Below are 11,503 nucleotides of genomic sequence, written 5' to 3' on the forward strand. Positions count from 1 at the left end.
CAGGAGTTGTAGAGACGTGCCATGGCACGTCTGGGAGCAGGGGGAGATGAGTACATACAACAAATGACCAATGACAACGGACGAACCGCTCTATCATAGGTAAAGATGTAAAGAAATGTAAAATTATATGCCAGATAAAGTTATTGTGGTCGTCGGTGCCACAGGGGGTATTGGCTCGGCTGTAACCCACCAACTAGCAAAAGAGGGAGCAAATTTAGTCCTCGCCGCCAGACAGAGCGATCGCTTAGCCGCTTTAGTGTCCCAACTCCCCATGACTAATTTAGAGCAAGTCCTAAATGTACCAACCGATATCACCGATCCAGCCCAGGTGGAAACGCTTATGCACAAGGCGGTTGACAAGTTTGGTCAGATTGACGTACTCGTCAATGCGGCGGGGGCAGGAATTCTTAAACAGTACAACAAAATTACATCGGCTGACCTAGACGCGATGCTGGACTTAAATCTCAAAGGTAGCTTCTATACCTGTCAAGCCGCCGCCGAAGTGATGAAAAGTCAAAAATCCGGTCATATCTGTAATATCGTCGGCATTTTGGGCAAACATTCCATGGCAATGGCATCAGCGTACTGCGCCTCGAAGTTTGGCGTTGTCGGGTTTAGCAAATGTATGGCAGATGAATTAAAGCGTTTTGGGATTAAGTTTACACTCTTTTACTTTGGCGGTGTGGATTCACCCTTCTGGGATAATGTCAGCTTAAAAGTGGATCGCAAGAAGATGCTCACGCCGGAAACAGCCGCTAATGCCGTTCTGTTTGCCCTGAACGCTGAAGAGCAAGCAGTACCGATGGAAATCAACATTCAGCCGGAAAGCCATCTATTCTTTTAACGAGGGCGTGCTGAATTTAGGGCGGGGAGTGTCAAAACCAGGTAAGCTGCCGGATGGGATAAGCCATGAGAATCGATCACATTCACTTTTACGTTAAAGATGCGCTAGCCTCCCGCGCTTGGTTTGTCGAGCAGATGGGCTTTCAATCTGTGGCATCGGGGGCGAGTTGTCACACACGCACAACAGTGGTGAAGAGTGGGGCAATTTATTTTGTCCTGTCGTCTGCGATCGCGCCGAACAGTCCCGTTGCCCAGTTTCTGCACCAGCATCCTCCAGGTGTTGCTGATATTGCCTTTAACGTTTCCAACATGGAATATGTTATTGAACGACTGCTCAAACGCGGCGCTAAGGTCTTACAACCCCTTCAAATTCACAAATATGAGGATAGTTACATAAAATGGGGTAAAGTCGCCGCCTGGGGCGATATGACTCATACTCTGGTTGAACGCCATAGCTTTCATTCCATTCCCTACTTTCCTGTACAGGTAGACTGGCTGAGTTCAACACCCAACAATCAGACGCGCCAGGGCGGATCTGTACAAATTCAACAATCAACACTCAACAGTTCCCCAATTGAGGAGTTTACCCATATCGATCACGTTGTCCTGAATGTGGCGGCTGGGGATTTGGCGAAAGCGGTTCAGTGGTATCAGCAGGTGTTGGACTTCCAACCACAGCAGGTGTTTACTATCCAGACGGAAAAATCTGGCTTATGCTCTCAGGTTATGGTGCATCCGGTGACAGGGACACAATTGCCCATTAATGAACCGACATCAGCGAATTCTCAAATTCAGGAATTTCTGGATGTGAATGGAGGAGCCGGAGTCCAGCATATTGCCTTAGCTACGAGAGATATTGTAGGTGCGATCGCGCAACGACGCCGCCAAGGTATGTCCTTCATCAACGTTCCCCCCAGTTATTACAGGATAGTCCGCGATCGCCATCCGGGCTATAATTTCTCGATGGCGGAATGGGACGCGATCGCCCAGCAGCAAATTTTAGTGGATTGGCAAGCCAAATCCCCTCAAGCGTTGCTTCTGCAAACCTTTACCCAACCTATTTTCGCCGAACCCACCTTCTTCTTTGAGTTCATAGAACGGCGATGGGGGGCAAAAGGCTTTGGTGAGGGGAATTTCCGCGCTTTGTTTGAGGCGATAGAGAGGGAGCAGATGAAACGGGGTTGTTTGTCGATTGAAAAGAGTTGATCAGTATTTTTTTTAATCAGGAACAGGGAATGAGGAAATTGAGGACAAGGGAGTTGCTGAATCTCTACCTTGTCTTCTCCTATTCCCCCTTTCATCGCAGAAAGCTGCTAATCAGCCAGAACAAGACAAAGGTTACCAATGAGGCAAATTTCTCAATGGTCAAACCCATGTCCATAAGCAGTGACTCCAATGCTCCTCCCAGAACTGTTCCTAATGCTACACCGAACAGCAAACCAACTAGGGTCAGTAAGACAGCCCGACCAAATTGTTGTTCTTTGCGATTGAGGAAATAAATTGTACCGCCAAACCCCAAGGCGACAGCCAAGGTAAGAATTGACGCTTCCGGATAAAACAGAGTCAGACCACTCAATACCAAGAACACAACCGTTGGTGCAACAAGATCACTCCTCGTCGGGGTGTCTAAAAGTCGTTGTAGCCAAGCCGGAGAGGAATTGCCTGAGGGTGGGCTTAAACCCAAAGAAGTTTGTGGGACTTTTTCTCGTTCCGGAAAACGAATGCGTTCTGGAACCTTGATTTTTCCTTCTTGGCGCATTCTGAGGCGATCCATAATAATCGCATCATAAGCCGCCTCTACCGACTCTATGAGCTTAGGTTCGCCGCGATGCTGCTGCATCAAGCGCCCTTTAGCATCCTGAATTTCATCAAAGGAAGCATCTTCTGTGACCCCAAGTTTTTCGTAGGGATTTTGATCGCTCATTCAAAACCTCCGAGATATCCCTTTTTTTCACTGGTATATCGTGAAGTACCCCAACCTGCTTCGCTTTTGTTGGGGCTTCTAACGCCCTCACATTAGCTAAAACAGTGACGGTCTTATTCGTCTTCGAGATTTCCCGTCTCATCCGCCGATGCCACGTTGGGTACTTTCAAAAGCGCAGAAAGTCCAGAACTGAATCCGGTGATGGTCTTACAAGGGCGTCCACAGGCAGCCGCCCGTCTTCCACAGGCAGTAATTTTGTTTTGTCCCTTGGTCGCGGTTTTTAGTTGGAGTTCCCACCAATGTTTTTAGCTTATCAGCTAGGGTGAGGCTATCCATTCCCACCGTGAAGACAGATGGGGACTTCCGCCGATTTTGTTAAGACTCTACACTGGTTATTATGATAGACATCGATACTATTAACCGGGCTGCACCCAACAGGTAACAGTCTGGTTAGGTACCGAGCGTCATGCTAACTCCCTTGCAAGCTAGTGTAGCCTGTTCTTTGCAAACAAGTCCTCTGGACAGAAAAATTTGTTGGGTCCAGCCCAAGTGATGCCAGATCTGCCAAAAGCGGTTATGCTATTGGGCGGCTGCCCTATTTTCCCACTTGGGTAACGATGCCAAACGCTATTGGCATCCCTGAGTTCTCTGGCGATAATTGACTTAAAGGCTGACTACGCTATTGATGTCACAAAAATCTATACCCTGATTCCTGATCCAGTTACGCTAGAAGAGTATTGACTAAAATGCTCAAGACATCCTAGTGGTGAATAGGTGTGCATCTTATCTCAATCCCTGAAATTAGTTCTCCGTGGAAATTTATGACCATGGTCTCCGCCAAAATTCTTGTCGTGGACGACGACCCGGCAATCCGCAATTTAATCATTCGCTTTTTGAGCAAAAAGAACTATCAAATGGAGTCGGCGCAGGATGGTAAGACGGCTTTAGCCGCATTTAAACAATTCAACCCAGACTTAGTAATTCTGGATGTGAATTTGCCGGATACCCTTGGCTACAACCTTTGCCGGGACATGCAAAACATCAATGATGTTTTTGTTCTCTTTCTCACTAGTCGCGGTGAACCCGCTGACAAAAACCAAGGGTTCAAACAAGGTGGTGATGACTATCTCACCAAGCCCTTCGATTTAATGGAACTCGAAAATCGAGTGGGGGCGATTTTGAGACGTAAGCGAGAAATTACGCCGACCGACCAGCAGCGCCTCGTTTACAATCACTTGACAATTGATCCCACACGTCGGGAGGTGACCCTTCACGACCAACTCGTCCCTTTGACCGCTCTAGAGTTCGATTTGTTACATTTCTTAGCGTCTCATCCGGGTCAAGTCCTGCGCCGCTCTGAATTGATTCAGGAAGTGTGGGAATACGACTATGTTGGAGACCAACGAGTTGTTGACGTTCATATTGGGCAAATTCGCAAAAAGATCGAAATCGATGCGAGTGACCCAAAATTAATCCAAACGATTCGGGGAGTTGGGTACAAGTTTGAGGCACCCAACACTGAGCAAAATAATGGGCAACGGTCTTTATGAACAACTGACACCAAGCTCGCGCCATGGTGTCAGCTTTTGGCTTCATCAGGAATTACTTGATCATGGACTACCCACGATTAGCTCTTATAGCTACCTACCCTTCTCTCAGCAGCCGTCCGGATGCCCAAGACCGATAGAATTTTGAGCGCTTACCCATCTGATATTAGTCGCCGTATTCCTCCCTCTTTCAGGGTGAGTGCCACCGTTAGGACAAATGGTTGTCCTGACATTTTGTGGCATTTTAGGTAATGAAAAATGGACACCGCTAGGAAAACAGCAGTCAGTCAAGACTAACACTCCGTCTTCACGTTCAGCGAAAACGTTCAGTGAAAAAGTAATTGTTAGCCAGCTTGAGACGGAGTCGCGGCGTGATTATCGTTATCTGTTGAATCAGTTTCAGGGGTAGCTTTCTGCTGAGTTTCATACAGTGCTGGTGTTTTCGTCGCTTGTTCTAACTGTTGAGCCTCACGCTTAAATTCCGATTCAAATTCTCTAGATGCATCTTGAAAGCCGCGAATGGCTTTGCCTAGACTCCGACCAATCTCCGGCAACTTTTTCGGCCCGAATACTAATAGCGCCACAATCAAAATCAGCGCCATTTCCGGTAAACCAATCCCAAAAACATTCATTTCATAACCTCCTGATGTACCAAGACCTGTGTCTATTGTGTCTCAAATCTAAAGTCTAACGCTTCATAGATAACCCTCTCCCCACTGAAAAGTACAGAGGGAGAGGGTATCAATGGTTCATATCTGATTAGAGAAAAGTTTATAGCTATGAACCCTATAGCTTGTTTGGTGCTTCGCAAATACCATGTCGCTGGCTTGGAGGAGAAAGTTGGGGGAGAAAGAGTACAATCAACACCAACAGACCTATTGACCTAAGCTTTTCCAATCCACATTGATGTTCTCCAGCAACAGCGAGGAGTTGTATAACTGCAAGATAATTAGCAAGAAAACGAAGAATAAGAGCATGAACACCGCCATCAAAGGCGTTGTTCCCCAACCGGGAGCCACTTTACCATATTCAGAGTTCAGGGGTTTGAGAATATCTCCTAACCACGTCCGTTGTGCCATGGGTCACCTATGATTAATTTCGATCACGTTTTGTAATGTTCTGTAATATTATAGAGGAAGAAGACTAATCTATAGAGACCCACCATGGAACCTGCAATAGTTCTTAGCATTTCAGTCGCTGTAATTCTGATCGTCGTCACCGCCTTCTCAATCTACACAGCGTTTGGTCCGCCTTCGGCTCAATTGAGTGATCCCTTTGAAGACCACGAGGACTAAGCGTTGACAATCCTTGCTTGGGTTGCCCACTGAGAGTAGAAGATGGGGGCATTCTGGCTGGGCTTCGCCCTGCTGCGCTCACACAGGCAGTCATGGGTCAAGAATGCTAGACTTATAACTTGCGACTTTAGGATAAGAAACGGAATAAAAATCTATGCTGCATCGGCGTTACCAGTTGGATTACAGTCAAATTATGCACCGAGCAGAGGAGCTAGTCAACGCGGCTTCTAATCGCTACCGGATTACGGTGCAAGTGGCAAATCGGGCAAAGCGCCGTCGCTACGAAGATTTTGAAAATCTCGACGACCCAATGATGAAGCCTGTACTGCGGGCAATTATTGAGATGTCTGATGAACTGACTCAACCGGAAATTATCGGGGATTAAAGGCGGGCGCCGGGGAAGCTGGGGAAGCTGGGGGAGTAACTTTTATGGCGACAGCTATATCATCCCTGACTTTTCACGGGAAGTCTAAAAACCTGAGTCGGGGCGCGATTTACATCAGGTTGCAACCAAAAAGTTGTAGAGACGTTGCATGCAACGTCTCTACTAACGTTGCGCCACATACCGTGAAAGTCAGATATCATCCCTATTCACTATGATCCAACTGAAACACAAAGGTAAGGCGACACGCTTCGTTGTGCTGTTTACCCTTACCATGGTGATGAGTATTGGGTTGTGCTGGGGCAAAGTGGGAGTTAGGACTATCCCCCTTTTGTCAATTATAGGTTCCCAACCCGTCAACGCCCAATTAATTAGACCTGACGATACTTGGCGTCAAGTTTACGAGCGATTGCCCGATTTCCCACAAGAGAACCAGTATGTCAGTAATGAAACGGGTGAAGTCAATTTAGAGAGTACATTGGCAAGTCGTCTGATTCGTTATCACTTGTACGAGAAAAGACGTCTTCCTAATTACCGATTTGATTGGAAGCTGACGCTGGCAGACTATCTTGGGGCTAATGAGTCTATAAATGAATCTTTGTATCCTGGTAGTAACACGTTAAGGGAAAATCCGATGGCAGGCGATCGCGCGGCGATAGAAAAGCTGACTCGCCAGCAGCGAGAGGATTTGATTGAGGTTTTAGTTAGCATTTTTAATCCCAATCGCCCCGATACCCAAATTTCAATACCCAGCCAGCAGCCTTCGCCACCCTCCACTCCTACTCGCCCATCTAAGCCACGATTACCCCAACCTGGAGATGCTGATTTACTGAACATCAATTTTTGACATTGCCGTTTAGCACCTGTTGATCCGTTAGCGTCAGGTTGGGAAATAGAGGCGAGTGAATGCGATCGCTCCCTCTATAGTCTATTGGGTCATACCAACCTTTGACTAAGGTGAGGCTGGTGACTTTAGCCTCTAGGGGGGAACTTCAGTTTAAGGAATTGAATCGCCTTTTTTGTGTGAAGTAATTAGCGCAACGGCGCGTTACGCTACCCTACCCTTCGGGAACGCTGCGCGAACGGGAACGCTTCGCGAACGCTAACGCACCCTACCGTGACACAGATAAAATGGTGGAAAAAATCTTTTGAATCGGGCGCAAGCCTTGCGCCCCTACACGCCCCTACCGTTTCTTTTGCGTAATTCTAATCCATCCAATTAGGTGTGCCACGTCATTACACCCTTTTTTGTTGGTTAATGCAAAAAGTGACGTATACCTGTAAGTACCATCACTAAACCCAATTCATTCGCCGCCTGAATCGAATCTTTATCACGTAAACTTCCCCCAGGTTGTACGATCGCGTCTATTCCAGCATCAGCCGCTGTGCGTACTGAGTCATCAAAGGGGAAGAATCCATCACTGGCGAGAATACCCCCTTTCGCTTTGTCTCCAGCTTGTTCTAAGGCAATTTTCACCGCGCCTACCCGATTCATTTGACCGGCGCCAATTCCTAAGGTGGTGCGATCGCGAGTGACGACAATCGCATTAGATTTAACGTGTTTACACACCTTCCAGGCAAATAATAATTCCTCTAGTTGATCAGGAGTCGGTTGCTTTTCGGTGACAATTTGCCAGTCGTCGGGGGTATCTACTGCATCATCAGACGCTTGCACCAGCAATCCACCAGCAATAACTTTTACAGTTTGCTTGGGACCATTTTGTAACTCAGGTAGCAGTAAAACTCTTAACTTCGATTTTTTAGCCAGAATCTCTTTTGCGTCGGGTTCACACTCTGGCGCGACGACACATTCTAAGAAGGTTTGGGTTAACGCCCCGGCTGTAGACATATCAATCGGATGGTTCAATGCGACAATACCGCCAAAGGCAGAAACGGGATCAGCGTGTAATGCTTTTTCGTAAGCTTCAAACAGCGTACCTCCCAACGCCACACCACAGGGATTTGTATGCTTGAGGACGACGGCGGCGGGTAAATCCGTAAATTCAGTAATAATCCGCCGTGCGGCTTCTAAATCCACTAAGTTATTGTAACTGAGTTCTTTTCCTTGCAGCTTGGTTGCAGCTGTCCATCCAGTGGGAGTGGTTCCAGTTTGATACCAGGTTGCTGATTGATGAGGATTTTCCCCGTAGCGTAGGGATTGCAGTTGCTTTCCAGAGAGGACAAAATCTTGGGGGAGGGATGGTGCTTCCGGGGTTGCGTTGAGGTAAGAAGCGATCGCGCGATCATAATCACCTGTATGAGAAAATGCTTCTATCGCACAAGATTGGCGGAATTCTAGGGACGGTTGATGCTCATGCTGGCGTAATTGTTCTAGATAGGTTTCATACTGGCTAGGGTTACACAAAACCGTTAGATGGGCATAATTCTTTGCTGACGCCCGTAGCATCGCAGGTCCGCCAATATCGATATTCTCGATCGCCTCTGATAACGTTACATTGGGTTTCGCGATCGTCTCCTCAAAGGGATACAAATTCACTACCACCAAATCAATGGGTAGAATCTGATGGGCTGCCATTTGTTCCACATCTTCCGCCACATCGCGCCGTCCCAGAATACCACCATGAATCCGGGGATGCAGAGTTTTTACTCTACCTCCTAAAATTTCGGGAAATTCTGTATAGTCAGATACTTTAGTTACGGGTAAATCAGCCTCTTGCAGGGCTTTGGCGGTTCCCCCACTACTCATTAAGGCAAAGTCAAATTCTGTAACTAACTGACGGGCAAACTCAACCAGTCCGGTTTTATCGGATACACTCAGCAGGGCTAAACGTGCCATAACTTTTCTCGATCACAATCTTCTTTAGGATATCTGGGATTGGGGAAGTTTTGACCCTTCACTTCGTTTGGGGAACCTGGTTTGTCGGGGCGGGTTTCACTATTATCATTTGTTTCCCGCCCTGATGTTAATAAACCCGCCCTTTGCCGACTGCTCAATACGTTTGTACTGGGATGAGAATCTAAAAATATGGGTTGATAGAGACATAAATGCCGCTATCAACCTATACCCACCAGTCAGCTTAAGGCATCGGATGGAATAGCAAATCAGGGAAAAAGCGGTTAAATTCAATCAAAATTCCGGCGGTAATGGTTAACCAAACAGCAATTAACACCGGGGCTAAGGAAAGATACTTGAGAAAATACTGCATCAAACTTCTCCTGAACGTGATAGGTGATAGGTAAGTCAATCAATCGTGTAACTAGAGATTTTGGCCCCTATGATGTTAGTCCCCCGAAATGACGGAAAATTCTACACCATCAGATCCTATCTCCAGTTGCCAATTTCTAGATTAGCGAGGGGATACAGGAATCTCACCTTCTTTGGCATACAGTTTGCCAGAGAGGGCTTCTTGCAGGGCGGCTAGGGGCCAAACAAAACCAAAGAGCATTTTATTAATTGCCAAAGGCACGTCGATGATAATTTCTTTTTCTTCGGGATTCTTCTCGGCTTGAATCGCTTGTAAATAGGAGCGACCAACCCAACCAATCCAGCCAGCCATATACAAAAAGAGAATGCTAGGAATGGTAAAGTCGCCAGCCCGACTGAAGCGACCATCCGCAATCAAGTGGGGCAGTCCGTCATCACCGCAGAGGGCTTGAGAATAACGCTCAAAGCGTTTTTGCCCGGAATTGGGGTCATCGGTGGTCGCACGGGCGTTCTTCGCTCGTTGCTGAAATGCGGGTGATTCACTACAGGGTGTGAGATGGTCAAAATCAGCCAAGGCTGGAGTGACAAAGCTAAACCAGAGGGTAACGGCGAAAAGTAGAGCCAACAATCGTCGCATAGAATTGTTTCCTTTTGTTACAAAATCAAAAGTTTTATGTACAAAACACAAAAAGGATTTGTACACTCCAGCAATATTACTCTGACAGGTTGAACAGAGTAAAGTTAAGTTAATTAAAATGTAAATTGAGTTTTTCATTCAGGTGAGGAGCAATGGCTTGTGTTTTAGCCATAGAAACCAGTTGTGACGAAACTGCCGTGGCGGTGGTGGAGGATCGCACCTGTTGTAGTAATGTTGTGGCATCTCAGATTCCGGTGCATCAACCTTATGGTGGGATTGTGCCGGAAGTGGCGTCGCGATCGCATCTGGAAATGATCAATACCGCGATCGCCCAAGCCTTGGCAGAAGCGAACCTGGGCTGGGAGGCGATTGATGGGATAGCCGCTACCTGTGCGCCCGGTTTGGTGGGTTCGCTGTTGGTGGGTTTAACAGGGGCAAAAACCCTGGCAATGGTTCATAATAAGCCGTTTATCGGGGTTCATCACTTAGAAGGGCATATTTATGCCACGTATCTGATTGAACCTGAACTCGCACCCCCATTTTTGTGTTTGTTGGTGTCTGGGGGTCATACGAGTTTAATTTATGTTAAGGACTGTGGCGTCTATGAAATGCTGGGTTCAACTCGTGATGATGCGGCGGGTGAGGCGTTTGATAAGGTAGCACGATTGTTGCACCTGGGCTATCCTGGAGGTCCGGCGATTGATCGGTTAGCCAAGGAAGGAAATCCTCACGCCTTTGGGTTACCCGAAGGGAAGATATCTCGTCCGAGTGGAGGGTATCACCCTTATGATTCCAGTTTTAGTGGGTTGAAGACGGCTGTCTTGCGATTAGTGCAACAATTAGAGCAAGAAGGGGATGAATTACCTGTTAAGGATATTGCGGCTTCTTTCCAGGAAACCGTGGCGCGATCGCTAACCAAACGGGCGGTTAATTGCGCGATCGATTATGGATTAACCACAATTGCTGTGGGGGGTGGCGTTGCGGCAAACAGTGGATTGAGACAGCACCTACAAGCGGCGGCGTCAGCTCACAATTTGCGCGTTCTTTTCCCACCGATTAAGTATTGTACAGATAATGCTGCCATGATTGGTTGTGCAGCGGCGGATCACCTTAATCGGGGACATACCTCTCCCCTAACGATTGGCGTACAGTCACGGCTACCGATTACCAAGGTGATGGAATTGTACCAACACTCAACAGGCGATCGCTAAATCGTTAAGAGTTGACGGATTTGATCTGCCATGGTTTGGCTAGCGCTATCCGCCGTTACCAGTTCGATTTGTTCAGCACTGCTAGCACCCAATCCGAGTTCTACGGCTCGTTGAATTTGCTCTAACTGCCAAATTGAACCACTAGAAACCGCATCAGTGGTGCCCAGCGATCGCAAGATGGCAATGGCGACAGCATCAACCGCCACGCGATCGGTTCCCGCCAGCATTACCTCGGCTTTTACCTTCTTCCCAGAGGCGGGTCCACCATTTACCGAAAAATTGGGTCTAAAGCCTCGTCCTTAAAGGACGACTTTGTGTTAAAATTAACGCCAGAGGAAAGGGTATTAAACCTCTTGTAAAACCCAGAGCCGAGAGGCATCGCACCTTGAAAACTAGGCTTAGAGGGTTCTGTACAGAAAGGCTTGTACAGGTAAAAAGTCTAAGCAACAAGCACCAGAAAACACATTCTTTCTTGTTTTCAATAGTACGATAGGGCAT

General features: G+C 47.3%; 14 protein-coding genes. 7 read left to right on the plus strand and 7 right to left on the minus strand.

Going from position 1 to position 11,503, the window contains the following annotated elements; all coding sequences use genetic code 11:
• Positions 1–127: 127 nt before the first annotated feature.
• Both RLO19_RS09765 and hppD read left to right on the plus strand, forming a co-directional pair.
• On the plus strand, positions 128–844 hold the full coding sequence (locus RLO19_RS09765; protein WP_446339652.1) for an SDR family oxidoreductase: 717 nt from the start codon (positions 128–130) through the stop codon (positions 842–844).
• A 65-nt stretch (positions 845–909) separates the two neighbouring features.
• A complete protein-coding gene (hppD, locus tag RLO19_RS09770; RefSeq protein WP_446355935.1) occupies positions 910–2,049 on the plus strand; it encodes a 4-hydroxyphenylpyruvate dioxygenase in 1,140 nt (379 codons plus the stop codon).
• 91 nt (positions 2,050–2,140) lie between these two features.
• Here the strand turns inward: hppD and RLO19_RS09775 are convergent, their stop codons facing one another.
• Positions 2,141–2,767 carry a CPP1-like family protein gene (locus RLO19_RS09775; RefSeq protein ID WP_446355937.1) on the minus strand — a complete coding sequence of 209 codons (627 nt, stop codon included), beginning with the start codon at positions 2,765–2,767 and terminating at the stop codon, positions 2,141–2,143.
• An 821-nt stretch (positions 2,768–3,588) separates the two neighbouring features.
• On the opposite strand from RLO19_RS09775, the gene RLO19_RS09780 reads away from it, so the two are divergent.
• A complete protein-coding gene (locus RLO19_RS09780) occupies positions 3,589–4,317 on the plus strand; it encodes a response regulator transcription factor (protein ID WP_446355939.1) in 729 nt (242 codons plus the stop codon).
• A gap of 341 nt (positions 4,318–4,658) precedes the next feature.
• On the opposite strand, the gene RLO19_RS09785 is transcribed toward RLO19_RS09780, so the two are convergent.
• Entirely contained in the window at positions 4,659–4,946 is a 288-nt protein-coding gene (locus RLO19_RS09785) for a TatA/E family twin arginine-targeting protein translocase (protein WP_446355941.1), read from the minus strand.
• Positions 4,947–5,189: 243 nt separating this feature from the next.
• The gene (gene psbH, locus RLO19_RS09790) at positions 5,190–5,393 is read right to left on the minus strand and encodes a photosystem II reaction center phosphoprotein PsbH (RefSeq protein WP_446339658.1); all 204 of its coding nucleotides are present in this window, start codon (positions 5,391–5,393) and stop codon (positions 5,190–5,192) included.
• 84 nt (positions 5,394–5,477) lie between these two features.
• Here psbH and psbN point away from each other — a divergent pair, with 84 nt between their 5' ends.
• From psbN to RLO19_RS09805, 3 genes are all read left to right on the plus strand, one after another.
• A complete protein-coding gene (psbN, locus tag RLO19_RS09795) occupies positions 5,478–5,609 on the plus strand; it encodes a photosystem II reaction center protein PsbN (protein WP_446339659.1) in 132 nt (43 codons plus the stop codon).
• Positions 5,610–5,763: 154 nt separating this feature from the next.
• Positions 5,764–5,994: a DNA-directed RNA polymerase subunit omega gene (locus RLO19_RS09800; protein ID WP_446339660.1), complete on the plus strand. Its 231-nt coding sequence runs from the start codon at positions 5,764–5,766 to the stop codon at positions 5,992–5,994.
• 211 nt (positions 5,995–6,205) lie between these two features.
• Positions 6,206–6,838: a hypothetical protein gene (locus RLO19_RS09805; protein WP_446355943.1), complete on the plus strand. Its 633-nt coding sequence runs from the start codon at positions 6,206–6,208 to the stop codon at positions 6,836–6,838.
• Between the two features lie 408 nt (positions 6,839–7,246).
• On the opposite strand, the gene purH is transcribed toward RLO19_RS09805, so the two are convergent.
• The 3 genes from purH to RLO19_RS09820 form a co-directional block, all read right to left on the minus strand.
• Positions 7,247–8,788, minus strand: a complete 1,542-nt coding sequence (gene purH / locus RLO19_RS09810; protein WP_446355945.1) for a bifunctional phosphoribosylaminoimidazolecarboxamide formyltransferase/IMP cyclohydrolase — start codon at positions 8,786–8,788, stop codon at positions 7,247–7,249.
• 241 nt (positions 8,789–9,029) lie between these two features.
• Positions 9,030–9,158 carry a photosystem I reaction center subunit IX gene (psaJ, locus tag RLO19_RS09815; RefSeq protein WP_006099310.1) on the minus strand — a complete coding sequence of 43 codons (129 nt, stop codon included), beginning with the start codon at positions 9,156–9,158 and terminating at the stop codon, positions 9,030–9,032.
• Positions 9,159–9,299: 141 nt separating this feature from the next.
• Positions 9,300–9,794 carry a Photosystem I reaction center subunit III gene (locus RLO19_RS09820; RefSeq protein ID WP_446355947.1) on the minus strand — a complete coding sequence of 165 codons (495 nt, stop codon included), beginning with the start codon at positions 9,792–9,794 and terminating at the stop codon, positions 9,300–9,302.
• Positions 9,795–9,946: 152 nt separating this feature from the next.
• On the opposite strand from RLO19_RS09820, the gene tsaD reads away from it, so the two are divergent.
• Complete coding sequence (gene tsaD, locus RLO19_RS09825; RefSeq protein WP_446355949.1) at positions 9,947–11,005, plus strand: tRNA (adenosine(37)-N6)-threonylcarbamoyltransferase complex transferase subunit TsaD; 1,059 nt, start codon at positions 9,947–9,949, stop codon at positions 11,003–11,005.
• Here the strand turns inward: tsaD and RLO19_RS09830 are convergent.
• Positions 11,002–11,232 (minus strand): hypothetical protein, encoded by a 231-nt coding sequence (locus RLO19_RS09830; protein ID WP_446355951.1) that lies wholly within the window; start codon positions 11,230–11,232, stop codon positions 11,002–11,004. The genes tsaD and RLO19_RS09830 overlap by 4 nt on opposite strands.
• Between the last annotated feature and the right edge of the window lie 271 nt (positions 11,233–11,503).

Origin of the sequence: Coleofasciculus sp. G2-EDA-02, assembly GCF_040226375.1 — a bacterium.
Lineage (GTDB): Bacteria > Cyanobacteriota > Cyanobacteriia > Cyanobacteriales > Coleofasciculaceae > Coleofasciculus.

Coding starts and splice junctions, on each gene's coding strand:
- RLO19_RS09805 (WP_446355943.1), top strand. CDS start 6,206: ATGATCCAACTGAAACACAAAGGTAAGGCGACACGCTTCGTTGTGCTG.
- hppD (WP_446355935.1), top strand. CDS start 910: ATGAGAATCGATCACATTCACTTTTACGTTAAAGATGCGCTAGCCTCC.
- purH (WP_446355945.1), bottom strand. CDS start 8,788: ATGGCACGTTTAGCCCTGCTGAGTGTATCCGATAAAACCGGACTGGTT.
- psbH (WP_446339658.1), bottom strand. CDS start 5,393: ATGGCACAACGGACGTGGTTAGGAGATATTCTCAAACCCCTGAACTCT.
- RLO19_RS09800 (WP_446339660.1), top strand. CDS start 5,764: ATGCTGCATCGGCGTTACCAGTTGGATTACAGTCAAATTATGCACCGA.
- RLO19_RS09785 (WP_446355941.1), bottom strand. CDS start 4,946: ATGAATGTTTTTGGGATTGGTTTACCGGAAATGGCGCTGATTTTGATT.
- RLO19_RS09780 (WP_446355939.1), top strand. CDS start 3,589: ATGACCATGGTCTCCGCCAAAATTCTTGTCGTGGACGACGACCCGGCA.
- RLO19_RS09830 (WP_446355951.1), bottom strand. CDS start 11,232: ATGCTGGCGGGAACCGATCGCGTGGCGGTTGATGCTGTCGCCATTGCC.
- RLO19_RS09820 (WP_446355947.1), bottom strand. CDS start 9,794: ATGCGACGATTGTTGGCTCTACTTTTCGCCGTTACCCTCTGGTTTAGC.
- tsaD (WP_446355949.1), top strand. CDS start 9,947: ATGGCTTGTGTTTTAGCCATAGAAACCAGTTGTGACGAAACTGCCGTG.
- psbN (WP_446339659.1), top strand. CDS start 5,478: ATGGAACCTGCAATAGTTCTTAGCATTTCAGTCGCTGTAATTCTGATC.
- RLO19_RS09775 (WP_446355937.1), bottom strand. CDS start 2,767: ATGAGCGATCAAAATCCCTACGAAAAACTTGGGGTCACAGAAGATGCT.
- RLO19_RS09765 (WP_446339652.1), top strand. CDS start 128: ATGCCAGATAAAGTTATTGTGGTCGTCGGTGCCACAGGGGGTATTGGC.
- psaJ (WP_006099310.1), bottom strand. CDS start 9,158: ATGCAGTATTTTCTCAAGTATCTTTCCTTAGCCCCGGTGTTAATTGCT.